Source organism: Pseudomonas sp. SZ57 (assembly GCF_009495975.1).
GTDB lineage: Bacteria > Pseudomonadota > Gammaproteobacteria > Pseudomonadales > Pseudomonadaceae > Aquipseudomonas > Aquipseudomonas syringae.
The window spans coordinates 579,789-604,839 of the sequence record NZ_WIBD01000003.1; the positions used below are offsets into that span (position 1 = coordinate 579,789).

Genomic DNA, 25,051 nt, shown 5'->3' on the forward strand with positions numbered 1-25,051 from the left:
CATGAGCATAACCATCAAGCTCGGCCAGTTGGCCGAGTTCCTTGGTGCTACGTTACGTGGTGACAAGGACAAGGACATCACCGGGCTAGCCTCCTTACAAGACGCTGGCCCTGGTCAAATCAGTTTCCTGGCAAAACCCCAATACCGTCAATTCCTGGTCGATGCGAAGGCTGCTGCCGTGCTGCTCAAGCCCGCAGATGCCGACAGCTACACCGGAGATGCGCTATTGGTCCCGGATCCTTATCTGGCTTATGCACGTATTTCGCATTTTTTCGATCCTAAGCCTAAAAGTAGCGCAGGCGTTCATCCGACGGCGGTGATTGCCGAGGATGCACTGATTGATCCTGCTGTCAGCATTGGCGCTTTTGCTGTGATCGAGAGCGGTGTGCGCATTGCTGCAGGTGTCACCATCGGTGCTCACTGCTTCATCGGCGCTCGCTGCGAGATCGGTGAAGGCGGCTGGCTGGCACCCCGTGTGACGCTTTATCACGATGTGCGCATCGGCAAGCGTGTGGTCATTCAGTCGGGTGCCGTGCTGGGCGGCGAAGGCTTCGGCTTTGCCAGTGAGAAGGGTGTCTGGCAGAAAATCGCACAAATCGGTGGCGTCACCGTGGGTGATGACGTCGAGATCGGTGTCAATACGGCGATTGATCGCGGTGCACTGGCTGACACACGCATCGGCAATGGCGTGAAACTGGATAACCAGATTCAGATTGCTCACAACGTTCAGATTGGCGACCACACGGCGATGGCCGCGTGCGTCGGCATTTCCGGAAGCACCAAAATCGGCAAGCATTGCATGCTGGCGGGCGGTGTTGGTCTGGTGGGGCATATCGAGATATGTGATGGCGTTTTCATCACCGGCATGACGATGGTGACGCATTCCATCACCGAGCCGGGTTCGTACTCGTCCGGTACGGCCATGCAGCCGGCTGCCGAGTGGCGCAAGAGTGCAGCTCGTCTGCGCAAGATCGATGATATGGCGCGACGTCTGCAAAAGCTTGAAAAGGCTGTAGAGACGGTGACCTGCGCTGATAATCGCTCATCTGATGGCTGATACCTTTTTAATATCAAGCGTGCTCAGTCGATAAACTGCCTCCTTGATGTAGAGGGGTGCTGCGCAGTCGCGACGCACTCCTAATCTTTACTACAGGCTTCCCCTCGAAATGATGGACATCAAAGAAATTCGCGAATACCTGCCTCATCGTTACCCGTTCCTGCTGGTGGATCGCGTGACCGAGCTGGATATCGAGAACAAGAACATTCGCGCCTACAAGAATGTCAGCGTCAATGAGCCTTTTTTCAACGGTCACTTCCCTGAGCATCCCATCATGCCGGGCGTGCTGATCATCGAAGCGATGGCGCAGGCTGCCGGTATTCTTGCGTTCAAGATGCTCGACTCCAAGCCGTCGGACGGCACGCTCTATTATTTCGTCGGTTCGGACAAACTGCGTTTCCGTCAGCCGGTTCTGCCAGGCGACCAACTGGTTCTCGAGGCGAAATTCCTGAGCAGCAAGCGTCAGATCTGGAAGTTCGAATGCAAGGCTACAGTTGACGGCAAGGCAGTCTGCTCTGCTGAAATCATCTGTGCGGAACGCAAACTATGAGTTTGATTGACCCTCGCGCAATCATCGATCCGACGGCCGTTCTGGCCGACAATGTTGAGGTCGGCCCTTGGTCGATCATCGGACCCGGTGTGGAAATTGGCGAGGGTACAGTCGTCGGTCCTCACGTTGTCCTCAAGGGGCCAACCAGAATCGGCAAGCACAACCGCATCTACCAGTTTTCATCGGTGGGTGAGGACACGCCTGATCTGAAGTACAAGGGCGAGGAAACCCGTCTTGTCATCGGCGATCACAACGTGATCCGCGAAGGCGTGACCATTCACCGCGGAACCGTTCAGGACCGTGCCGAAACCACGCTGGGCGATCACAACCTGATCATGGCCTATGCCCATATCGGGCATGACAGCGTGATCGGCAACCACGTGATTCTGGTCAACAATACTGCCCTGGCAGGCCATGTTCACGTGGATGACTGGGCTATCCTGTCCGGCTTTACCCTGGTGCATCAGTTCTGCCACATCGGTGCGCACAGCTTCTCCGGCATGGGCACTGCGATCGGCAAGGATGTACCTGCGTTCGTCACGGTCTTTGGCAATCCGGCCGAGGCGCGCAGCATGAACTTCGAGGGCATGCGCCGTCGGGGTTTCTCCGAAGAAGCCATTCATGCGCTGCGCAGAGCCTACAAGACGGTTTATCGTCAGGGTCTGACCATCGGCCAGGCGCTGGCCGATCTGGCAGAGCCTGCGGCGCAGTTTCCTGAAGTGGCGGTATTTCTTCAGTCCATTCAGACGTCGACTCGCGGCATCATTCGCTAATCATGACCAGTCCACTCTGTGTCGCTCTGGTCGCGGGTGAAGCATCCGGCGATATCCTCGGATCCGGTCTGATGCGTGCCCTCAAGGTGCGCCATCCCGATATCCGCTTCATCGGTGTCGGCGGTCCGTTGATGGAAGCCGAAGGCATGCAGTCCTCCTTCCCGATGGAACGCCTGTCGGTGATGGGGCTGGTTGAAGTGCTCGGGCGACTGCGCGAACTGCTGGCCCGGCGCAAGTTGCTGGTCCAGACCCTGATCAATGAAAGGCCGGATGTCTTCATCGGCATCGACGCCCCTGACTTCACGCTCAATATCGAACTTCAGCTGCGTCGCGCCGGCATCAAGACCGTGCACTACGTCAGCCCGTCAGTCTGGGCCTGGCGTCAGAAGCGTGTGCTGAAGATTCGTGAAGGCTGTGATCTGATGCTGACCCTGTTGCCGTTCGAAGCGCGTTTCTACGAGGAGCAGGGCGTACCGGTGCGTTTTGTCGGTCATCCGCTGGCAGACACCATCCCTTTGGAGTCTGATTGTGCAGGGGCTCGTGCTGGCCTGGGATTCGCGCAGGATACGCCGGTTGTCGCGCTGATGCCGGGCAGCCGGGGCGGTGAGGTGGGGCGTCTGGGCGGGTTGTTTTTCGACACGGCCGAGCTGTTGCTTGCCCGGCGCCCTGACCTGCGCTTCGTCCTGCCCTGCGCCAGCCCCCAGCGGCGAGCTCAGGTGGAGCAATTGCTGCAGGGTCGTGATCTGCCCGTTACGCTGCTCGACGGCCAGTCGCACGTTGCCCTGGCCGCGTGCGATGCAGTACTGATCGCCTCCGGCACCGCGACCCTGGAAGCTTTGCTTTACAAGCGCCCCATGGTGGTTGCCTACCGCCTGGCGCCGCTGACCTTCTGGATCCTCAAGCGAATGGTCAAAAGCCCTTACGTGTCGCTGCCGAACCTGCTGGCCCAGCGTCTGCTGGTGCCTGAACTGCTGCAGGACGACGCTACGCCAGAAGCCCTGGCGCGTACGCTGCTGCCATTGATCGAAGACGGTCGCGAACAAACCGCCGGTTTTGATGCCATTCACCGGATCCTGCGCCGCGATGCGTCCAATCAGGCCGCCGATGCGGTATTGAGCCTGCTCGGACGGTCGCCTTCACTGTGAGGTCGCCCATGATGCAAACAGGTCTGGATTTTACCCTCGTCGAGGACCTGGTGGCGGGTGTTGATGAAGTGGGTCGCGGCCCGCTGTGCGGTGCAGTGGTAACCGCCGCCGTCATTCTCGACCCGACCAGGCCCATTCTCGGTCTCAATGATTCGAAAAAACTGACCGAAGCCAGGCGCGAGAAGCTCTACGTCGAAATTCAGGAGAAAGCCCTGTGCTGGTTCATCGCCAGGGCTGAAGTCGAAGAGATCGACCAGTTGAATATCCTGCACGCCACGATGCTGGCCATGCAGCGCGCCGTCGAAGGCTTGAGTATCACGCCCAGACTGGCGCTTATCGACGGCAACCGCTGTCCGCAGTTGTCGGTGCCCTCGGCGCCGGTGGTAAAGGGTGACTCCAAGGTGCCTGCCATCGCCGCCGCCTCGATTCTTGCCAAGGTAAGCCGGGATCGGGAAATGGCGGCGTTTGAACTCATCTATCCGGGTTATGGCATCGGTGGGCACAAGGGTTATCCTACGCCGGTGCATCTGGAAGCACTGGCCCGGCTCGGGCCTACGCCCATTCATCGGCGTTCCTTTGCACCGGTGCGTGCCGCCCACGAAGCGCGCGCAACGATAATGATGGGCGGCTCGCTTGCGCCGTCAGTCGGTTTGCTGCAGGACTGACGTTTCACTCCGGGCCAGCTACAATCCTGCCCTTCGTTTTTTGTATTTTCGCGTTTTATAGGATCACCATGCCGGCTTCTTTCGTTCATCTACGCCTGCACACCGAATATTCGCTGGTTGACGGCCTGGTCCGGGTCAAACCGTTGATCAAGGCGCTGACCGGCATGAACATGCCCGCCGTGGCGGTGACCGACCAGAACAACATGTGTTCGCTGGTCAAGTTCTACAAGGCCGCCCAGGGCTCCGGCATCAAGCCGATCTGCGGTGTCGACTTGTGGCTGGCGGGCAGGGACGAAGATGCTGCGCTCAGCCGCATCAGCCTGCTGGCCATGAATGCCCAGGGTTACCGCAACCTGACCGAGCTGATTTCCCGAGGCTTTATCGAAGGCCAGCGCAACGGTCAGATCGTCATTCAGCGCCAGTGGGTCGCGCAGGCCAGCGAAGGCGTGATTGCGCTTTCTGCGGCCAAGGAAGGCGAGATCGGCATGGCCTTGCTCGGCGGCAATCCGGGCGAGGCCGACGAACTGTTGCGCGAGTGGCTGGAAGTCTTTCCTGACCGCTTCTACATCGAAGTGCAGCGTACCAACCGCGCCAATGACGAAGAGCATCTGCACGCTGCGGTGGCCCTGGCCGAGCGTCACGGCGCGCCGCTGGTGGCGACCAATGATGTGCGCTTCATCAAACAGGCCGATTTCGAAGCCCACGAAACCCGCGTATGCATCGGTGAAGGGCGTGCGCTGGACGACCCGCGTCGTTCGCACAATTACAGCGATCAGCAATACCTGAAAAGCCCGGAAGAAATGGCCGAGCTGTTCAGCGACCTGCCGGAAGCGCTGGAAAACACCGTCGAGATTGCCAAGCGCTGCAACATTGACGTCAAGCTGGGCACGCACTTCCTGCCCAACTTCCCGATTCCCGATGGCATGACCATCGATGAGTATTTCCGCAAGGTCTCCTTCGATGGTCTCGAAGAGCGTCTTGCTGTCCTGCTGCCCAAGGACACGACCGAAGATTACGAAGCCAAGCGTCAGGTGTATGTCGACCGGCTGAATTTCGAGCTGGATATCATTATCCAGATGGGCTTCCCCGGTTACTTCCTGATCGTGATGGACTTCATCCAGTGGGCCAAGAGCAACGGCGTGCCGGTGGGGCCGGGTCGTGGTTCGGGTGCCGGATCGCTGGTTGCCTATGTACAGAAGATCACCGACCTCGACCCGCTGGAATACGACCTGCTGTTCGAACGCTTCCTGAACCCGGAACGGGTTTCCATGCCCGACTTCGACGTCGACTTCTGCATGGATGGTCGGGACCGGGTGATCGAATATGTGGCCGAGAAGTACGGTCGCAACGCGGTCAGCCAGATCATCACCTTCGGCTCCATGGCCGCCAAGGCGGTGGTGCGTGACGTGGCGCGGGTGCAGGGCAAGTCTTACGGGCTGGCGGATCGTCTGTCGAAGATGATCCCGTTCGAAGTCGGCATGACCCTCGAAAAAGCCTACGAGCAGGAAGAGATTCTTCGCGATTTCCTCAAGGTCGATGAGGAAGCTGCGGAAATCTGGGAGATGGCGCTCAAGCTCGAAGGCATTGTGCGTAACGTCGGTAAGCACGCCGGTGGTGTGGTCATTGCCCCGACCAAGCTGACTGACTTCTCGCCGATCTATTGCGACGAGGCCGGTGACGGTCTGGTGACCCAGTTCGACAAGGACGATGTCGAGGCCGCGGGGCTGGTGAAGTTCGACTTCCTCGGTCTGCGTACCCTGACCATCATCGACTGGGCGCTCAAGACCATCAACCGCGATCGCGCCAAGGTCAACGAAGAGCCGCTGGACATCGCGTTCATCCCGCTCGACGACATGCCGACCTATCAGTTGCTGCAGCGCGCCGAGACCACGGCGGTGTTCCAGCTCGAGTCGCGCGGCATGAAAGAGCTGATCAAAAAGCTCAAGCCCGACTGTCTGGAAGACTTGATCGCACTGGTGGCGCTGTTCCGTCCCGGCCCGCTGCAATCGGGCATGGTCGACGACTTCATCAACCGTAAGCACGGTCGCGCCGAGCTGTCCTATCCGCACGTCGATTACCAGTACGAAGGCCTCAAGCCGGTACTGGCACCGACCTACGGCATCATCCTGTACCAGGAACAGGTGATGCAGATCGCCCAGGTCATGGCCGGTTACACCCTTGGCGGTGCGGACATGCTGCGTCGTGCCATGGGTAAGAAAAAGCCCGAGGAAATGGCCAAGCAGCGCGGTGGTTTCATCGATGGCTGCAAGACCAATAACATCGACCCGGACCTTGCCGGTAACATCTTCGACCTGGTGGAAAAATTCGCCGGTTACGGTTTCAACAAGTCCCACTCCGCAGCCTACGGGCTGGTGTCGTACCAGACTGCCTGGCTGAAGACTCACTACCCGGCGCCGTTCATGGCGGCGGTGTTGTCGGCGGATATGCACAACACCGACAAGGTCGTGACCTTGATCGAAGAAGTGCGCACGATGAAGCTGCGCCTCGACGCGCCGGACGTGAACACCTCGGAGTTCAAGTTCACGGTAAGCGACGATGGCCGCATTCTTTATGGCCTTGGTGCGATCAAGGGCGTAGGCGAGGGGCCAGTCGAGGCGATTACCGACGCGCGCCAGAACGGGCCGTTCAAGGACCTGTTCGACTTCTGCGCTCGCGTCGACCTCAAGCGGGTCAACAAGCGAACCCTGGATGGCCTGATTCGCAGCGGTGCGCTGGATCGTCTCGGGCCGTACTTCGAGCTGGAGCCCAAGGCCTATCAGGCCAATATCGACCGTAACCGTTCGGTGCTGCTTGCCGCGCTGGAAGAAGCCATTCAGGCGGCAGAGCAGACTGCACGCAGTCATGACAGTGGTCACGCCGACCTGTTCGGCGGTCTGTTCGTCGAAGCGGATGCCGATGTCTACGCCAACCATCGCAAGACCCGCGAGCTGAGCCTCAAGGATCGTCTGCGTGGCGAGAAGGAAACCCTGGGGCTGTACCTGACCGGGCACCCGATCGATGAGTATGAAGGCGAGATCCGCCGGTTCGCCCGGCAACGGATCATCGATCTCAAGCCGGCAAGAGACACCCAGACGGTCGCAGGCCTGATCATTGCCCTGCGCGTCATGAAGAACAAGAAGGGCGACAAGATGGGGTTCATTACCCTGGACGATCGCTCGGCGCGCATCGAGGCGTCGCTGTTTGCCGAAGCGTTCCATTCGGCTCAGTCACTGTTGCAGACCGATGCTATGGTGGTGGTCGAGGGCGAAGTCAGTAATGATGACTTCTCCGGTGGGCTGCGCTTGCGGGCCAAGCGTGTCATGAGTATCGAGGATGCCCGCACCAATCTGGCCGAGAGCCTGCGTGTGACGGTGCGTGCCGAGGCGCTCAAGGGGGACCGGCTGCGCTGGCTGGGCGATCTGTGCAAGCGCCATCGCGGTGCCTGTCCGATCACGGTGGACTACACGGGGCAGGACGCCCGCGCATTGCTGCAATTGGGAGAAGCATGGCGGATTGATCCTGCGGACAGCTTGATTCAAGCTCTGCGTGACCAGTTCGGACGTGAGAACGTCTTTCTCCAGTATCGTTGAACGTCGCAGGCTCGACTTGCGCTCAACCCTGAATTTTAATTTCGACCTGAACGCGCCGGTTCCGAACAGGAACGGCGCAGACGGATCAACCGGCCGGCCTCTTGGCCGTCGACCCAAGACGGATGCCTATGAACCCGAATTTTCTTGATTTCGAACAGCCTATCGCTGACTTGCAGGCCAAAATCGAAGAACTGCGCTTGGTGGGTAACGACAACTCGCTGAACATCGGCGACGAGATCTCCCGGCTGCAAGACAAGAGCAAGACGCTCACCGAAAGCATCTTCGGCAACTTGACCAGCTGGCAGATCGCACGCATGGCGCGCCATCCGCGTCGTCCGTACACGCTGGACTACATCGAAAACATCTTTACCGAGTTCGATGAGCTGCACGGCGATCGTCATTTCTCCGATGATGCGGCGATCGTCGGCGGTATTGCCCGTCTGGACAACCAGCCAGTCATGGTCATCGGTCATCAGAAGGGCCGGGAAGTGCGCGAGAAGGTTCGCCGCAACTTCGGCATGCCGCGCCCCGAAGGCTATCGCAAGGCCTGCCGTCTGATGGAAATGGCCGAGCGCTTCAAGATGCCGATCCTGACCTTTATCGATACGCCGGGCGCCTATCCGGGTATCGACGCGGAAGAGCGCAACCAGAGCGAGGCCATTGCCTGGAACCTGCGTGTGATGGCCCGTCTCAAGACGCCGATCATCGCTACTGTTATCGGTGAAGGCGGTTCCGGTGGTGCGCTGGCGATTGGTGTCTGTGACCAGTTGAACATGCTGCAGTACTCGACCTACGCGGTGATCTCTCCGGAAGGCTGCGCGTCGATCCTTTGGAAAACCGCCGAGAAGGCTCCGGATGCTGCCGAAGCGATGGGCATCACCGCTGACCGCCTGAAAGGCTTGGGTATTGTCGATAAGGTCATCGCCGAGCCACTGGGTGGCGCGCATCGTGATCCGGTCGCCGCCGCTGCCTTGATTCGCGCAGAGCTGAGCAGTCAGCTGGCGATGCTCAAGGAGTTCGATAACGACGAGCTGCTGGCGCGCCGTTATGACCGACTGATGAGCTACGGTCTGTAAGCTGCGTCGCCCCGATTGTTTCCACGTCTTGCGGGCTTCTGCCCGAAGGGCGTGGGAGCGAACCTGTTCGCGAAAGGGCGGGTTTGAGCACTGCAGCACTTAGTGTGCGAACCCGCCAGGCCGGTGAAAAACATTCATGACCACTCCCTCACGCACCGGTCATGATCTTTCTGCCAGGCTTCTTCAAGTCCTGGCCCCATGGCGCAATGCGCCTGTCTGGCATGTCGGTTTCTCCGGCGGCATCGACTCAACCGTGCTTTTGCATCTTCTGGCTGAACTCGCCAGTCGCGAAACCCTGCCTGCGCTCAACGCCATCCATGTGCACCACGGTCTGCAAACTGCTGCCGATGGCTGGCCAGAGCATTGTCAGCAGGTCTGCAAGACGCTCGGGGTGGCATTCGAGTCTGTTCGCGTTCAGGTCGAGCCCGCTGCAAGTCTCGAGCAGGCTGCCCGGCAGGCGCGTTACAGCGCCTTCAGTGAGCGGCTGGTTGAGGGCGAGGTGCTGCTGACGGGGCAGCATCGCGACGATCAGGCCGAAACCCTGTTGTTCCGTCTGCTGCGCGGCGCAGGCGTACGCGGTCTGGCTGCCATGCCCGATCAGCGCGTGCTGGGGCGTGGGCATCTGCTGAGGCCGCTACTGGATGTGTCGCGAAAGCAGCTGGAAGACTACGCGCATCGGCACGGCCTGAACTGGATCGAAGATCCCAGCAATGACGATCAGCAGTTCTCGCGCAATTTTTTGCGCAGTCAGGTATTGCCGTTGCTGACCTCCAGATGGCCGCAGGCAGCGGCCAGTCTGGCGCGTACTGCGCGCCACCTCGGCGAAGCGAAGCAATTGCTCGACGAGCTCGCGCTGCAGGATATTGCCAACGCGCAGGCTGCAACGTCGTTCACTTGGGTTGGCCTGCCGGTGTTGAGTCTTGGGCCGATTGCCGCATTGTCCGCAGCCCGGCAGCGCAATGCACTGCGTCACTGGCTTGCGCCACTGACGCGCCTGCCGGACACCGATCACTGGGCTGGCTGGGAGGCATTGCGCGATGCGGCGCAGGACGCAGGTCCGTTATGGCGGCTTGCTGATGGAACGCTGCACAGGGCGCAGAATTGTATCTGGTGGGTGCCCGCTGACTGGCAGCCGCTCTGTCGTCAGGCAATGGACTGGCCGGACCCTTGTGTGCCGCTGGACTTGCCCGGCAATGGCCGGGTGGTTCTGGAAGGCGAGGCGCCGTCGGGGTGTCTGCAAATCCGCTATCGGCAGGGCGGTGAAGTGTTACGCCTGGACGGGCGCGGCAGCCGTGATCTCAAGCGTCTGCTCAACGAGCAGTCAGTGCCGGCGTTTCTGCGCGGCAGATTGCCGCTGCTGTACCTCGATAACGTGCTGCTGGCGGTCGCCAACCTGCCTGGACTGGACGGTTCGCCCAATGAAAACTGGCGTTTGCGCTGGGTTACGCCGACCGGCGACCAAAGTTTGAGCTGAAAGGCCCTTTCAGGTAGACTACGCTCCCTTCTTGATACAGCTTCTGTCGGCTCTTTTGAAACGACATGAGTTGCCGGTTACCAACCAGTATTTACTGGGTAATTCTTAAAATGTAGCGCACACCACACGGGCTTCGGCCGGTCGGTTTCAACGCAGCAGTTTCGGGAGTGCACCGTGAATTTTGTCGGTAATCGGGGGCTTCGGCCTTCCTTCGCTATCCCCGGCGGCTCTGACCGCTTTAACGCAGACTTCTAGGGTTTTTCATGACGCGCTACATCTTCGTCACGGGCGGTGTTGTTTCTTCATTGGGGAAAGGCATTGCCTCGGCTTCATTGGCGGCCATCCTGGAGGCGCGGGGACTCAAGGTCACCATGCTCAAACTGGATCCGTACATCAACGTTGACCCAGGCACCATGAGCCCGTTCCAGCACGGTGAGGTGTTCGTCACTCACGACGGCGCCGAGACCGACCTGGACCTTGGTCACTATGAGCGGTTCATCCGCACCACCATGACCCAGAACAACAACTTCACCACCGGCCGTGTGTACGAGCACGTCCTGCGCAAAGAGCGCCGTGGTGATTACCTGGGCGCGACCATTCAGGTCATCCCGCACATCACCGATGAAATCAAGCGCCGCATCATCAAGGGTGCAGGCGATGCCGACGTGGCGCTGGTCGAGATCGGCGGTACGGTTGGCGACATCGAGTCGCAACCGTTCCTTGAAGCCATCCGCCAGTTGCGCTTCGAAGTCGGCGCACGCCGCGCGATGCTGATGCACCTGACGCTGGTGCCGTACATCGCCACTGCCGGCGAGACCAAGACCAAGCCGACCCAGCATTCGGTGAAGGAATTGCGCTCCATCGGCCTGCAGCCTGATGTGCTGGTCTGCCGTTCCGACCACCCGATCGACGTTTCCTCGCGTCGCAAGATCGCTCAGTTCACCAACGTCGAAGAGCGTGCGGTCATCGCCCTCGAAGACGCGGACACCATCTACAAGATCCCGGGCATTCTGCATTCGCAAGGCCTGGACGATTTTGTGGTCGAGCGCTTCGGCCTGCAATGCGGTGGTGCCGACCTGTCCGAGTGGGACAAGGTCGTCGACGCCAAGCTCAACCCGGAACACGAAGTGACCATCGCGATGGTCGGCAAGTACATGGAACTGCTCGACGCCTACAAGTCGTTGATCGAAGCCATGAGCCACGCCGGTATCACCAATCGCACCAAGGTCAACCTGCGTTACATCGACTCTGAAGACATTGAAAACCAGGGCACCGGCCTGCTGGAAGGCGTGGACGCGATCCTGGTTCCGGGTGGCTTCGGTCTGCGCGGCGTCGAAGGCAAGATCACTGCCGTTCAGTTCGCCCGTGAGAACAAGGTTCCGTACCTGGGCATCTGCCTGGGCATGCAGGTCGCGGTCATCGAGTTCGCGCGTAACGTGCTGGGCTGGAAAGACGCCAACTCCACCGAGTTCGACCGCACCAGCGCGCACGCTGTAGTGGGTCTGATCACCGAATGGGAAGACGCCACCGGCGCAGTCGAAACCCGTACCGAAAGCTCCGATCTGGGCGGCACCATGCGTCTGGGCGCGCAAGAGTGCCAGCTTGAAGCCGGTTCGCTGGTCCACGACTGCTACACCAAGGACGTGATCGTCGAACGTCATCGTCATCGCTATGAAGTGAACAACAACCTGTTGCCGCAACTGATCGAGGCGGGCCTGAAGATTTCCGGCCGCTCCGGCGACGGCGCGCTGGTTGAAGTGGTCGAAGCACCGGATCATCCATGGTTCGTCGCTTGCCAGTTCCACCCGGAATTCACCTCCACGCCCCGTGACGGTCATCCGCTGTTCAGCGGCTTCGTCAAGGCGGCACTGGCTCAACATCAGAAAAATTCCTGACAGGGACTGCAGACATGGCTCAGAAAATCATCCGCGTAGGTTCGATCGAGATCGCCAACGACAAGCCAATGGTGCTGTTCGGCGGCATGAACGTACTCGAATCCCGGGATATGGCCATGCAGGTCTGTGAAGAATACGTAAAGGTCACCGAAAAGCTCGGTATCCCTTACGTGTTCAAGGCCAGCTTCGACAAGGCCAACCGCTCTTCGGTGAACTCCTACCGTGGGCCGGGCCTTGAAGAAGGCATGCGTATTTTCGAAGAGATCAAGCGCACCTTCAACGTGCCGCTGATCACCGATGTTCACGAGCCTCATCAGGCCGCTGTGGTGGCTGAAGTCTGCGACATCATTCAGTTGCCGGCTTTCCTGTCGCGGCAGACCGATCTGGTCGTCGCGATGGCGAAAACCGGCGCAGTCATCAACATCAAGAAAGCCCAGTTCCTTGCACCGCAGGAAATGAAGCACATCCTGACCAAGTGCGAAGAGGCCGGTAACGATCAGTTGATTCTCTGTGAGCGTGGCTCCAGCTTCGGTTACAACAATCTGGTCGTGGACATGCTTGGCTTCGGCATCATGAAGCAGTTCGAATACCCGATCCTGTTCGACGTGACCCACGCCCTGCAGATGCCGGGCGGTCGTTCCGATTCTGCCGGCGGCCGTCGCGCCCAGGTGCTGGATCTGGCCAAGGCCGGTATCAGTCAGAATCTCGCCGGTCTGTTCCTTGAAGCCCATCCGGATCCTGACAACGCCAAATGCGACGGGCCATGTGCCTTGCGTCTGGACAAGCTCGAGCCGTTCCTGGCCCAGCTCAAGTCTCTGGATGAACTTGTAAAGAGTTTTCCGATCGTAGAGACCGCTTGAGCAGGGTTCTCCGGTAAAGTGCCGTTCCCCCGTCATTCGTGACGGGGTTGTCGCATTCAGGGCTGCCGGTTTTTGCGCCTGACTGTGAACATCGTTTTCCCGCTGCGTCGTTTTCGTCAATCCTGGAGTGTTTACAACAATGGCAAAAATCGTTGACATCAAAGGTCGTGAAGTTCTTGACTCCCGTGGCAACCCAACCGTTGAAGCAGATGTGCTCCTCGATAACGGCATCATCGGTAGCGCCTGCGCGCCGTCTGGCGCTTCAACCGGCTCGCGCGAAGCGCTGGAGCTGCGTGATGGCGACAAGAGCCGTTACATGGGCAAGGGCGTTCTGAAGGCTGTTGCCAATATCAATGGTCCGATCCGTGACCTGCTTCTGGGCAAGGACCCGGTCGACCAGAAGGCGCTGGATCACGCGATGATCGAGCTGGACGGCACCGAAAACAAGGCAAGCCTGGGCGCAAACGCCATCCTCGCGGTCTCCCTGGCAGCTGCCAAGGCGGCGGCACAGGATCAGGACCTGCCGCTGTACGCGCACATCGCCAACCTCAATGGCACACCGGGCGTGTACTCCATGCCGGTGCCGATGATGAACATCATCAACGGTGGCGAGCATGCCGATAACAACATCGACATCCAGGAATTCATGATCCAGCCTGTCGGCGCCAAGTCCTTCGCTGAAGGCCTGCGCTGGGGCACCGAGATTTTCCATCACCTCAAGGCGGTCCTCAAGGCGCGTGGCCTGAACACCGCAGTAGGCGACGAAGGTGGTTTTGCGCCTAACCTGGCGTCTAACCAGGAGGCGCTCAGCGCGATCGCGGAAGCTGTTCACAAGGCAGGCTACAAGCTGGGCACCGACGTGACCCTGGCGCTGGACTGCGCAGCGAGCGAGTTCTACAAGAACGGCAAGTACAAACTGAGCGAAGAGGGCGAGTACAGCTCTGCCGAGTTCGCCGAATACCTTGCCGAGCTGACCCGCAATCACCCGATCATTTCCATCGAAGACGGTCTGGATGAGTCCGATTGGGATGGCTGGAAAATCCTCACCGACAAAATCGGCGAGAAAACCCAGCTGGTAGGTGACGACCTGTTCGTGACCAACACCAAGATCCTGAAGGAAGGCATCGACAAGAAGATCGCCAACTCGATCCTGATCAAGTTCAACCAGATTGGCACGCTGACCGAAACCCTGGAAGCCATTCAGATGGCCAAGGCTGCCGGTTACACGGCGATCATCTCTCACCGTTCCGGCGAGACCGAAGATTCGACCATTGCCGACCTCGCTGTGGGCACCTCTGCCGGTCAGATCAAAACCGGTTCGCTGTGCCGCTCCGATCGCGTGTCCAAGTACAACCAATTGCTGCGCATCGAGGAGCAATTGGGCTCCAAGGCTGTGTATCGTGGTCGTGCCGAGTTTCGCGGCTGAGCCATAGATGGTAAAAAGACGCAGAGTGCTGCACGGATTCGAGTCCCCTGACTCGCCTGTGCAGCTCCGATGCTGACGCTCCGCGGTAATCTGGAGTGATTGAGCCTGGCTTATGTCAGGCTCAATGCCCTCAGTCGTTTGTTGTTCACGTTGGCTCTGCTGTCTTTTTTACTGGGTACCTGATATTTCAATGCGCAGTCCTAACTGGTTGTTCCTCGTCCTGCTCCTGTTGCTGGCTGGCTTGCAGTACCGCCTTTGGGTCGGTAACGGAAGCCTCGCGCAAGTGGCCAGCCTGACTCAGCAGATTGCCGACCAGCACGCTGAAAATCAGGTGCTGCTGGAGCGCAACCGCGTGCTTGATGCCGAGGTCATGGAATTGAAAAAAGGTCTGGAAACCGTCGAAGAGCGTGCCCGACATGAATTGGGCATGGTCAAGGACGGCGAAACCCTTTACCAGCTCGCGCAATAATCAAGTTGGTGCGATGAAAGACTTTCTTCCTGCCTTCTGGGCAGTGATACCTGCAGCGGGCATTGGTGCTCGCATGGCAGCCGACCGTCCCAAGCAGTACCTGCCACTGGGCGGCCTGACAATTCTGGAACACAGCCTGCTTTGCTTTCTCGATCACCCCCGGCTCAAGGGGCTGGTGATCAGTCTGGCTGTGGACGACCCTTACTGGGCTGCATTGCCCTGCGCGCATGACACTCGCATTCAGCGCGTGGACGGCGGCAGCGAGCGCTCAGGCTCGGTGCTCAATGCGCTTCTGCACCTGCATGCGCAGGGCGCCAGTGACAATGACTGGGTGCTGGTTCATGACGCTGCGCGTCCGAACCTGGCGCGCAGTGATCTGGATAATCTGCTCGGCGAACTGGCCGATGATCCTGTTGGCGGCCTGCTGGCCGTGCCGGCCCGCGATACGCTCAAGCGTGCCGACAGCAGCGGTCGTGTGCTGGAAACAGTGGATCGCAGCCTGATCTGGCAAGCTTTCACACCGCAGATGTTTCGTCTTGGGGCCCTGCATCGCGCCCTGGCGGACAGCCTGGTCTCCAACGTCAGCATCACCGATGAGGCATCGGCCATCGAGTGGGCAGGGCAGTCGCCCCGCCTGATCGAGGGGCGCTCCGATAACATCAAGGTCACTCGCCCCGAGGACCTGGAATGGCTACGTCAACGCCGTAGCGAGTTCGGCCGCTAAACACGTCTGCTACTGGCGATACTCATCGCGCATCGCCAACCCTGCCTTAAGATAATCCACCAGCTTGCGCACCTTGGGCGAGAGGTGCCTTTGCTGCGGATAGAGCGCCCACACGGCGGTGTTGGGCGGTTGATGCGCCTCCAGCAATGAAACCAGCGTGCCGTCGTTGAGATGTTTCTGCACGTAGTAATCCGGCAACTGACACAAACCCACGCCATGCAACGCGGCATCCAGCACGGCCTGGCCGCTGTTACAGCGCCAGTTGCCTTGCACGCGCTGAGAAAATTCACGCCCGTTCTGCTGGAGCTGCCAGGTATCGCTGCCTCCGATCAGGCAATTATGGCGATTGAGTTCCGAAAGGCTGTGCGGTCTGCCGTAACGCTCGATGTAGGACGGCGAAGCACACAGGTACATCTGCCGTGGCGCGAGGCGGGTTGCGACCAGACGCGAGTCCTGCAGCCGACCCAGACGAATTGCCAGGTCCATGCCTTCATGAACCAGGTCCAGCGTGTCGTTGCTCAGCTCGATATCGACCCGCAGGTGCGGGTACAGGTCCATGAAACGCGTGACCAGCGGCGTGATGAAGCGCTCGCCATAGGCCACGGCGCAGGTCATGCGCAACAACCCCTTGGGTTCGCTGGCCAGATCGCCCACCGCGCGCAGAGCTTCTTCGCGGCCGTCCTGCAGGCGCTGGCAGTGATGCAGAAAGGTCTGACCGGCTTCGGTGAGCGCGACCTTGCGCGTACTGCGGTAGAGCAGACGGGTCTGCAGGCGTTCCTCAAGGCGCACGATCTGACGGCTGACGTGCGACGAGGAGACCCCGAGCCGCAGAGCCGCCGCCGTGAACTGCCCGCATTCCGCGACCGCAACGAACTCATCCAGACCTTCCCAACGATTGGTGTACATCGATTATCCCTGTACAGCATTAATGTTTTGCTTTTAGCCGCATTACTCGTCAATTGGCACTGTACTACACTGCAATCCTTGTTTTTACCCGTCGGAGAAGATTGATGATCAAGTCGCGCGCTGCTGTCGCTTTTGAAGCCAAAAAGCCATTGGAGATCGTTGAAGTCGATGTCGCCATGCCCAAGGCGGGAGAAGTGCTGCTCAGAGTAGTGGCCTCCGGCGTTTGCCACACCGATGCCTACACACTGTCCGGGGCTGACCCTGAAGGGATCTTTCCATCGATCCTCGGCCACGAAGGTGGTGCGATTGTAGAGGCGGTGGGTGAGGGCGTGACCTCGGTAGTGGTCGGTGACCACGTGATTCCGCTGTACACCCCGGAATGCCGTCAGTGCAAGTTCTGTCGTTCGGGCAAGACCAACCTGTGTCAGGCGATTCGTGCCACTCAGGGTAAAGGCCTGATGCCGGATGGCACCACGCGCTTTTCCTACAAGGGCGAGCCGATTTTCCACTACATGGGCACCTCGACCTTCTCCGAATACACCGTACTGCCGGAAATCTCGGTGGCCAAAATCGACAAGCAGGCACCGCTGGAAAAAGTCTGCCTGCTGGGTTGCGGTGTCACCACCGGTATCGGTGCGGTGCTCAACACCGCCAAGGTCAAGCCTGGCGATACCGTAGCCATCTTCGGTCTGGGCGGTATTGGCCTATCGGCATTGATCGGTGCGGTCAAAGCCAAGGCGGCTCGCATCATCGCCATCGACATCAACCCGGCCAAGTTCGAGATCGCCAAACAGCTGGGCGCGACTGATTGCGTCAATCCGAAGGATTTCGACCGTCCGATCCAGGAGGTCATCGTCGACATGACCGACGGCGGCGTCGACTTCTCGTTTGAGTGCATCGGTAATGTGCAACTGATGCGTGCTGCGCTGGAATCCTGCCACAAGGGCTGGGGCGAGTCGGTCATCATCGGCGTGGCCGGTGCTGGTCAGGAAATCGCTACCCGTCCGTTCCAGCTGGTGACCGGGCGCGTCTGGCGCGGTTCGGCGTTTGGCGGCGTGCGTGGCCGTACCGAATTGCCGAGCTATGTGGACATGGCGCAGACCGGTGAAATCCCGCTGGATACGTTCATCACCCACACCATGGGCCTGGAAGACATCAACAAGGCGTTCGACCTGATGCATGAAGGCAAAAGCATCCGCACGGTCATTCATTTTTAAGGAGCAGCGGCAAGCTGTCAGCTCCAAGCGGCAAGCACGAAGGTCTCTTACCTGCTTGTAGCTTGCGGCTTATAGCTTGCAGCTGGAGGACATCACATGCCTTTGGAAAATATTTCCTGCCAAAAGAGCTTCGGCGGCTGGCACAAGCGCTACAAGCACCATTCTCAGGTGCTCGGTTGCGACATGGTGTTTGCCGTCTATCTGCCGCCACAGGCGGAGCAGGGCGGCAAGCTGCCGGTGTTGTACTGGCTGTCCGGCCTGACCTGCACGGATGAAAATTTCATGCAGAAAGCCGCCGCCCATCGACTGGCGGCCGAGCTGGGCATCATCATCGTGGCGCCTGATACCAGCCCGCGCGGTGCTGACGTGGCAGATGACCCTGACGGCGCATGGGACTTCGGTCAAGGCGCGGGCTTCTACCTCAACGCCACCGAGCAGCCTTACGCGCGGCACTACCAAATGCATGATTACGTGGTCAAGGAACTGCCGGCGCTGATCGAGGGGCATTTCCCGGCGTCACAGGTGCGCAGCATCAGCGGGCACTCGATGGGCGGTCACGGCGCGCTGGTCTGCGCATTGCGTAATCCAGGTCGCTATCGGTCGGTATCAGCGTTCTCGCCGATCAGTAATCCGATCGATTGCCCGTGGGGGCAAAAGGCATTCTCCCGTTATCTGGGCGAAGACCGTTCTCGCTGGCGCGAGTGGGATGCCAGCGTGCTGATTGCGCAGGCGTCCGAAAAGCTGCCGACCCTGGTCGATCAGGGCGATCGTGATGATTTTCTGGTCAACCAGCTCAAGCCCGAGGTGCTGGTTCAGGCGGCCAAGGCTGCGGACTATCCGCTGACCCTGCGCATGCAGCCAGGTTACGACCACAGCTATTTCTTCATCGCCAGCTTCATCGAAGACCATCTCAGGCATCACGCTGCAGCCTTGAACAGCTAACGCGCGCCAAAGCAGGTAGAATCACGCCCTGACTTTTTTCAGGGCGTTTTTTTATGCGTATTGGCCATGGCTTTGATGTGCACCGTTTCGCTGAAGGCGACTTCATTACCTTGGGCGGCGTGCGGATTGCACACGGGTTCGGCCTGCTGGCCCATTCCGATGGCGATGTCCTGCTGCATGCCTTGAGCGATGCGCTTCTGGGTGCCGCAGCGCTGGGCGATATCGGCAAGCACTTTCCCGACACGGATCCGCAGTTCAAAGGCGCCGACAGCCGCGTACTGCTGCGTCATGTCCTTACGTTGATTCATGGCAAAGGCTGGAAGGTCGGTAATGTCGACGCCACCATCGTCGCTCAGGCACCGAAAATGGCGCCGCACATCGATGCCATGCGTGCATTGATCGCTGCAGACCTTCAGGTTGAGCCGGACCAGGTCAACGTCAAGGCCACGACGACTGAAAAGCTTGGCTTTACCGGGCGTGAAGAAGGCATCGCGGTGCATGCCGTTGCGTTGTTGCTGCGCGCATGAACGAACTTGAACTGCTGGGCCCGCGAGCTTACGGCGAGGCACTGGGGCGTGCAGTGCTCAAGGCGACCGCCGAAGACTTTCAGGTCGACGAAGTGCTGGACATTCCGCTTTCCGGGGATGGCGAGCACTTGTGGCTATGGGTCGAGAAACGCGGTCTGAACACGGAAGAGGCGGCCCGCCGACTGGCCAGGGCTGCGGGCGTCCAGCTGCGCACAGTCAGCTACGCCGGGCTCAAGGATCGCCAGGCACTGACCCGCCAGTGGTTCAGCATTCAGTTGCCTGGCAAGGCCGATCCTGATCTGTCCGCTGCGCAGGACGACACGCTGCAGATTCTCAAAAGTGGCCGCCACAAACGCAAACTGCAACGCGGCGCCCATGCGGCCAATGGCTTCACGCTGCGTCTGACCCAGCTGGATGCAGACAAGGACGCCTTGAATCAGCGTCTTGAAACCATTGTACGGCAGGGTATTCCCAATTATTTCGGCACGCAGCGTTTCGGCTATCAGGGCGGAAACCTTGGCGAGGCACGCGATTACGCTGCCCGCAAGGCGCTGCCTGAGCAACGCGCGGTGCGTTCGCGACTGTTGTCCACGGCGCGCAGTTACCTGTTTAACCGAGTGTTGGCCGCTCGGGTTGCCGATGGCAGCTGGCAGAAGGCTCAGGTCGGTGATTTGCTCGCGTTCACCGACAGCCTCAGCTTTTTCCCGGCCGGGGTGGATGAATGCAGCGATCCTCGTCTGGCGATCCTCGATCTGCACCCCACCGGACCTCAATGGGGTGAAGGCCCTTCGCCAGCTGGCGGTGCGACGGCAGCGCTGGAAAATACCGTTGCCGATGACGAATCCGTGTTGCGTGACTGGCTGGTCAGAGCGGGCATGGAGCACGAACGTCGCATCCTGCGACTGCCCATTGGGCGGCTGACGTGGCATTATCCCGAGTCTGACATTCTGCAACTGGAATTCGTCCTTCCGCCCGGATGTTTCGCGACCGTTTTGGTCCGCGAACTCATCGATCTGGTGCCGGTTGGGCAGACGGACAGCTCATGCGTATTCTGATATCAAATGATGACGGGGTGAATGCGCCCGGTCTTGTCGCGCTCCATGCGGCGTTGGCGGACTACGCCGACTGCGTGGTGATTGCGCCTGATCAGGACAAAAGTGGTGCCAGCAGTTCTCTGACACTCGACCGGCCCCTGCATCCGCACACCCTGGAAAATGGCTTCATCAGTGTCAACGGTACGCCCACCGACTGCGTGCATCTGGGCATTCACGGGCTACTGGAGCGTCAACCGGACATGGTGGTTTCAGGCATCAACCTGGGGGCCAATCTGGGCGACGATGTACTGTATTCCGGAACGGTCGCTGCAGCCCTTGAAGGGCGTTTTCTGCAGCGCCCGTCGTTTGCCTTTTCGTTTCTGTCACGTCAGCCGGATAATCTGGCGACGGCGGCGCATTACGCGCGCTTGCTGGTCGAGGCCCATGAGCAACTCGACCTGCCACCCCGCACGGTATTGAACGTGAATATTCCCAACCTGCCGCTCGAGCATATCCGCGGCATTCAATTGACCCGATTGGGGCATCGTGCCCGCGCTGCAGCACCGATCAGAGTCGTCGATCCCCGTGGCCGCGCCGGCTACTGGATCGCTGCTGCCGGCGATGTCGAGGACGGCGGTGCCGGGACCGACTTTCATGCGGTCGTACAAGGCTACGTATCGATCACGCCGTTGCAGCTGGATAGAACCTATCAGGACGGATTCAGCAGCCTGAACACCTGGCTGGAGGGACTTCGTTGATGTCACGCGAGCAGGATGATCTATTGCGTCGAGGGATCGGAATGACGTCGCAGCGTACCCGCGAGCGTCTGATTCAACGCCTCTGCGAAGAGGGCATTTCCAACCAGCGGGTACTGGACGTCATTCGCAAGACGCCCCGGCATCTGTTTGTCGATGAAGCGCTGGCGCATCGCGCCTATGAAGACACCGCATTGCCCATCGGCCACAACCAGACCATTTCCCAGCCTTACATGGTCGCGCGGATGAGCGAGCTGCTGTTGGCAGCCGGGCCGCTGGACAAGGTCATGGAGATCGGTACCGGGTCAGGCTATCAGACCGCTGTGCTGGCGCAGCTGGTGGAGCGAGTGTTTTCCGTCGAGCGCATCAAGGTGCTTCAGGATCGCGCCAAGGAGCGTCTGGTCGAACTCAACCTGCGCAACGTGGTGTTCCGCTGGGGGGACGGCTGGGAGGGCTGGCCAGCCCTGGCGCCGTATAACGGCATCATCGTCACGGCGGTGGCCACCGATGTACCGCAGGCATTGCTCGATCAACTGGCACCGGGAGGCCGATTGGTCATCCCCGTGGGCTCGGGGGAAGTTCAGCAGTTGATGCTGATCATCCGTGAAGAACTCGGTTTTTCCCGGCACGTGCTGGGGGCTGTGCGCTTCGTGCCGCTGCTCAATGGGCCCATCGCTTGAAGATTGTCTGCGGTAACAATGAATTCTGGCGTCAGTCATCGGTCTACAGCGCGCGGCCCGGAATGTTAAATGGCCTGATGGCATCATTCCCACGCAGCTGATTGATACTTAACAGCGTTTTTCAGCGGATATCACTGGCTGCCCGTCGCTATTACGGCACAATAGGCATCTTTTTTGAATTCAGTCACCAGTAAAGGGAGTGGCGGGTGAGTCTCACAGTCATTCAGCAGCTCAGGTCTTCAAGAAGTTATCAGCGTCTGGTGATTGGCATTGCTCTCAGTGTCCTTTTGGTCGGCTGCTCCAGCTCGCCTTCAGGCGGCGTTCGCGTCGTTGATCGCAACGGCAATGCCGTGGCCCAGCGCCCGACGGTGACCACTGGCCAATACGTGGTCAGGCGCGGCGACACACTTTTTTCCATTGCATTTCGTTACGGCTGGGACTGGAAGGCGCTGGCTGCCCGCAACCAGATTCCCGAGCCGTTTACCATCAAGCCTGGTCAGACAATTCGCTTTGACGGACGCTCCTCTTCAACGCCGAGCGTGGTTTCAACGTCGGGCGGCGGGCGTCCAGTGACGTCCACATCGACCACGACCAGCAGCTCCGGATCCGTCAAAACCACGGTGATGTCCAAACCCGTTGCGGTTGTACCCGTGGTTATACCTCCGTCGGCGACCACCGGGACAGGCCCGGCTGGCAAGTCTCCGACGGGTTGGACCTGGCCTTCGAGTGGCATTTTGATAGGAAAATTTTCCTCAAACGGCAGTTTGAATAAAGGAATTGATATCGCTGGTGATTTGGGACAGCCTGTTTTGGCAGCGTCTGATGGTTCAGTTGTTTACGCCGGAAGTGGATTACGGGGCTACGGCGAATTGATCATCATCAAACACAGCGATACCTACGTCAGTGCCTACGGTCATAACCGCAGGCTTTTGGTACGGGAAGGACAACAGGTCAAGGCAGGGCAGACGATTGCCGAAATGGGGTCAACAGGAACTGACCGGGTGAAACTGCATTTTGAGATTCGCCGCCAAGGGAAACCTGTAGATCCGTTAGGATTCTTGCCACGTCGTTGATAGTTGTCAGCCTGTTCCTGGCGTAATAGGAACAGGCTCAAGCGTTGCCATGGAACCAGGCGATGCTGGAGCTTGAGGTCGAACTCACCAAAGGACTAAAACAATGGCTCTTGGCAACGAAGCGCCGGAGTTTGACATCGATGATGAAGTGCTCCTTATGGAAGCCGGCATTGTCCTGAAGGAAGCGTCAAACGAGAAGCAGCCAGCCGCTGTCTCGGGACGTACCAAGGTCAAGCATTCAACATCGCTCAAACAACACAAGTACATTGACTACACGCGGGCGCTCGATGCTACCCAGCTGTACCTCAATGAGATCGGTTTTTCTCCTCTATTGTCCCCGGAAGAAGAAGTGCATTTTGCGCGCCTGTCGCAAAGTGGAGACCCGGCCGGGCGCAAACGCATGATTGAAAGCAATCTGCGGTTGGTAGTGAAAATTGCCAGACGCTATGTCAATCGTGGGCTGTCATTGCTTGATCTGATCGAGGAGGGCAACCTGGGGTTGATCCGGGCGGTCGAGAAGTTCGACCCGGAGCGCGGCTTTCGTTTCTCGACCTACGCTACCTGGTGGATTCGTCAAACCATCGAACGCGCGATCATGAATCAGACGCGGACCATCCGGCTGCCGATTCATGTGGTCAAGGAGCTGAACGTTTATCTGCGTGCGGCCAGAGAGCTGACTCAGAAGCTGGATCACGAACCCTCTCCTGAAGAGATTGCCAACCTGCTGGAAAAACCGGTAGGCGAGGTCAAGCGCATGCTGGGCCTGAACGAGCGTGTCTCCTCGGTGGACGTTTCGCTGGGTCCGGATTCGGACAAGACGCTGCTCGATACCTTGACCGACGACCGTCCGACAGACCCCTGCGAGCTGCTGCAGGACGACGATCTCTCACAAAGCATCGATCAATGGCTGTCTGAACTGACCGAGAAGCAGCGCGAGGTGGTGATTCGCCGCTTTGGCTTGCGCGGGCATGAAAGCAGCACGCTTGAAGATGTAGGGCTTGAGATCGGTCTGACGCGTGAGCGTGTAAGGCAGATTCAGGTCGAAGGACTCAAGCGCCTGCGTGAGATCCTTGAGAAAAACGGTCTGTCCAGCGAGTCTCTCTTCCAGTAATTCCCTTCCGCAGCATCCATCCAGGGCCGATATGACACAGTGTGTGTATATCGGCCTTTTTATATGTCTTCCATAATTTCAATGTTGCTGCGCGTCTTGTCAGCCGACGCTGTTCTGCCTGGTCGATAACGGGGTGCTTGTACTCAGAGGTTTCAAAGCCTGTAAGTCATTGCGTACGCTTGCTGTAAGTCATTCAGGTAAGCGGAGTGAGGCTTGTTGCCAATTCGGCGGTTTTTTCATCACAAGACTTTGTTTTATAAGGGTTTTAAATTCTGAAAGGCGTCCGTCCAGGAAATATTCTGGAGCGTTTCGGGTGTTGCTCTCCAGGGTTAAATCTCTAATATCGAAGCTGTGCCGACGGACAGGCACAGGCCATCAAGGATGACGGTCAAGGATATCGCGGGATGCGATTCATCAGGACGATGACAAGGGAATACAGGGATCAAGGAAAAATGTGGGCGGGTCATACCGCCCCTTTTTTTGTCTGCAGAAAATCGTCTTCAACAAAAAAGGCCCTCTCGAGGGCCTTTTGTCTGTATGGAATCTAGCGTTCCAGATCAGCGATCTTGCCTGTTTTGCCATCCCACTCTGCCGCATCCGGCATCGCATCTTTCTTTTCGGTGATGTTGGGCCAGACTTCGGCAAGCTCGGCATTCAGCTCGATGAAGTTTTCCATGCCGGCAGGGATCTCGTCTTCCGAGTAAATGGCGACCGCAGGGCACTCTGGCTCGCAGAGCGCGCAGTCGATGCACTCGTCCGGGTGGATCACCAGGAAATTCGGGCCTTCGTAAAAGCAGTCCACCGGACAGACTTCTACGCAGTCGGTGTACTTGCACTTGATGCAGTTGTCGGTGACGACGAAGGTCATTTCTAATTTTCTCCTCAGGCGGCTGCGGCAGAGCCCTTCCAGACAGGGGTGCCAGGTTCGGGAGGTTTCCCGGCCCTATGAAAACACGTGCTTTTGGTGGGTGGCCTTGAGGCAGTAAGACTGCGTCGTCTACTACCTGTCCCTGCTACCTACCGGCGGTTCGCTGCATTTTCACGCGGCTCGAAAAACGCCTCGACCAGGCTAAAAGCCGAGAGCGTCCCAAACCGCGCGGGA

At 59.1% G+C, this 25,051-nt stretch carries 23 protein-coding genes; 21 read left to right on the forward strand and 2 right to left on the reverse strand.

The annotated features are described in order from the left end of the window. The first annotated feature begins 1 nt into the window (after position 1). The 13 genes from lpxD to ispD all read left to right on the forward strand — a co-directional run bounded on the left by lpxD (position 2) and on the right by ispD (position 15,704). Positions 2-1,057, forward strand: a complete 1,056-nt coding sequence (gene lpxD, locus GE543_RS06295; protein WP_153221018.1) for a UDP-3-O-(3-hydroxymyristoyl)glucosamine N-acyltransferase — start codon at positions 2-4, stop codon at positions 1,055-1,057. Positions 1,058-1,166: 109 nt separating this feature from the next. Next, positions 1,167-1,607, forward strand: coding sequence for a 3-hydroxyacyl-ACP dehydratase FabZ (fabZ, locus tag GE543_RS06300; protein ID WP_002554719.1), 441 nt, complete (start codon positions 1,167-1,169; stop codon positions 1,605-1,607). Continuing rightward, positions 1,604-2,380 (forward strand): acyl-ACP--UDP-N-acetylglucosamine O-acyltransferase, encoded by a 777-nt coding sequence (lpxA, locus tag GE543_RS06305; RefSeq protein ID WP_003314305.1) that lies wholly within the window; start codon positions 1,604-1,606, stop codon positions 2,378-2,380. The genes fabZ and lpxA overlap by 4 nt, the downstream gene beginning before the upstream one ends. 2 nt (positions 2,381-2,382) lie before the next feature. Next, positions 2,383-3,525 carry a lipid-A-disaccharide synthase gene (gene lpxB / locus GE543_RS06310; RefSeq protein WP_103688375.1) on the forward strand — a complete coding sequence of 381 codons (1,143 nt, stop codon included), beginning with the start codon at positions 2,383-2,385 and terminating at the stop codon, positions 3,523-3,525. 11 nt (positions 3,526-3,536) lie between these two features. After that, on the forward strand, positions 3,537-4,190 hold the full coding sequence (gene rnhB, locus GE543_RS06315; RefSeq protein ID WP_024650254.1) for a ribonuclease HII: 654 nt from the start codon (positions 3,537-3,539) through the stop codon (positions 4,188-4,190). Positions 4,191-4,258: 68 nt separating this feature from the next. Beyond that, the gene (dnaE, locus tag GE543_RS06320; RefSeq protein ID WP_024650255.1) at positions 4,259-7,780 is read left to right on the forward strand and encodes a DNA polymerase III subunit alpha; all 3,522 of its coding nucleotides are present in this window, start codon (positions 4,259-4,261) and stop codon (positions 7,778-7,780) included. Positions 7,781-7,908: 128 nt separating this feature from the next. Next, positions 7,909-8,856: an acetyl-CoA carboxylase carboxyl transferase subunit alpha gene (gene accA / locus GE543_RS06325; RefSeq protein ID WP_003339568.1), complete on the forward strand. Its 948-nt coding sequence runs from the start codon at positions 7,909-7,911 to the stop codon at positions 8,854-8,856. A 136-nt stretch (positions 8,857-8,992) separates the two neighbouring features. Then, a complete protein-coding gene (gene tilS, locus GE543_RS06330) occupies positions 8,993-10,330 on the forward strand; it encodes a tRNA lysidine(34) synthetase TilS (RefSeq protein ID WP_153221019.1) in 1,338 nt (445 codons plus the stop codon). Positions 10,331-10,593: 263 nt separating this feature from the next. After that, positions 10,594-12,225, forward strand: coding sequence for a CTP synthase (locus GE543_RS06335; protein ID WP_003364819.1), 1,632 nt, complete (start codon positions 10,594-10,596; stop codon positions 12,223-12,225). A 14-nt stretch (positions 12,226-12,239) separates the two neighbouring features. Then, positions 12,240-13,085, forward strand: coding sequence for a 3-deoxy-8-phosphooctulonate synthase (kdsA, locus tag GE543_RS06340; protein WP_003314314.1), 846 nt, complete (start codon positions 12,240-12,242; stop codon positions 13,083-13,085). Between the two features lie 139 nt (positions 13,086-13,224). Next, positions 13,225-14,511, forward strand: coding sequence for a phosphopyruvate hydratase (gene eno / locus GE543_RS06345; RefSeq protein ID WP_153221020.1), 1,287 nt, complete (start codon positions 13,225-13,227; stop codon positions 14,509-14,511). A 190-nt stretch (positions 14,512-14,701) separates the two neighbouring features. Beyond that, positions 14,702-14,980 carry a cell division protein FtsB gene (gene ftsB / locus GE543_RS06350; RefSeq protein WP_003314315.1) on the forward strand — a complete coding sequence of 93 codons (279 nt, stop codon included), beginning with the start codon at positions 14,702-14,704 and terminating at the stop codon, positions 14,978-14,980. A gap of 13 nt (positions 14,981-14,993) precedes the next feature. Further along, the gene (ispD, locus tag GE543_RS06355) at positions 14,994-15,704 is read left to right on the forward strand and encodes a 2-C-methyl-D-erythritol 4-phosphate cytidylyltransferase (RefSeq protein ID WP_003314316.1); all 711 of its coding nucleotides are present in this window, start codon (positions 14,994-14,996) and stop codon (positions 15,702-15,704) included. 9 nt (positions 15,705-15,713) lie between these two features. On the opposite strand, the gene GE543_RS06360 is transcribed toward ispD, so the two are convergent. Further along, entirely contained in the window at positions 15,714-16,610 is an 897-nt protein-coding gene (locus GE543_RS06360; protein WP_153221021.1) for a LysR family transcriptional regulator, read from the reverse strand. 104 nt (positions 16,611-16,714) lie between these two features. Between GE543_RS06360 and GE543_RS06365 the strand changes: the two genes are divergently transcribed. The 8 genes from GE543_RS06365 (at position 16,715) to rpoS (ending at position 23,949) form a co-directional block, all read left to right on the forward strand. Continuing rightward, positions 16,715-17,827 (forward strand): S-(hydroxymethyl)glutathione dehydrogenase/class III alcohol dehydrogenase, encoded by a 1,113-nt coding sequence (locus GE543_RS06365; RefSeq protein WP_003314319.1) that lies wholly within the window; start codon positions 16,715-16,717, stop codon positions 17,825-17,827. 96 nt (positions 17,828-17,923) lie between these two features. After that, positions 17,924-18,769: an S-formylglutathione hydrolase gene (gene fghA, locus GE543_RS06370; RefSeq protein ID WP_003364809.1), complete on the forward strand. Its 846-nt coding sequence runs from the start codon at positions 17,924-17,926 to the stop codon at positions 18,767-18,769. 53 nt (positions 18,770-18,822) lie between these two features. Further along, the gene (gene ispF, locus GE543_RS06375) at positions 18,823-19,296 is read left to right on the forward strand and encodes a 2-C-methyl-D-erythritol 2,4-cyclodiphosphate synthase (protein ID WP_003409333.1); all 474 of its coding nucleotides are present in this window, start codon (positions 18,823-18,825) and stop codon (positions 19,294-19,296) included. Then, the gene (gene truD, locus GE543_RS06380) at positions 19,293-20,351 is read left to right on the forward strand and encodes a tRNA pseudouridine(13) synthase TruD (protein WP_153221022.1); all 1,059 of its coding nucleotides are present in this window, start codon (positions 19,293-19,295) and stop codon (positions 20,349-20,351) included. Before ispF ends, truD begins: the two co-directional genes overlap by 4 nt. Beyond that, on the forward strand, positions 20,339-21,088 hold the full coding sequence (surE, locus tag GE543_RS06385) for a 5'/3'-nucleotidase SurE (RefSeq protein ID WP_003415557.1): 750 nt from the start codon (positions 20,339-20,341) through the stop codon (positions 21,086-21,088). Before truD ends, surE begins: the two co-directional genes overlap by 13 nt. A 41-nt stretch (positions 21,089-21,129) precedes the next feature. After that, positions 21,130-21,765, forward strand: a complete 636-nt coding sequence (locus GE543_RS06390; protein WP_178118562.1) for a protein-L-isoaspartate(D-aspartate) O-methyltransferase — start codon at positions 21,130-21,132, stop codon at positions 21,763-21,765. A gap of 206 nt (positions 21,766-21,971) precedes the next feature. Further along, the gene (locus tag GE543_RS06395) at positions 21,972-22,838 is read left to right on the forward strand and encodes a peptidoglycan DD-metalloendopeptidase family protein (RefSeq protein ID WP_003409336.1); all 867 of its coding nucleotides are present in this window, start codon (positions 21,972-21,974) and stop codon (positions 22,836-22,838) included. Between the two features lie 103 nt (positions 22,839-22,941). Then, a complete protein-coding gene (gene rpoS / locus GE543_RS06400; RefSeq protein WP_003314325.1) occupies positions 22,942-23,949 on the forward strand; it encodes an RNA polymerase sigma factor RpoS in 1,008 nt (335 codons plus the stop codon). Between the two features lie 544 nt (positions 23,950-24,493). Here the strand turns inward: rpoS and fdxA are convergent. Then, positions 24,494-24,817: a ferredoxin FdxA gene (fdxA, locus tag GE543_RS06405; protein ID WP_002554692.1), complete on the reverse strand. Its 324-nt coding sequence runs from the start codon at positions 24,815-24,817 to the stop codon at positions 24,494-24,496. Between the last annotated feature and the right edge of the window lie 234 nt (positions 24,818-25,051).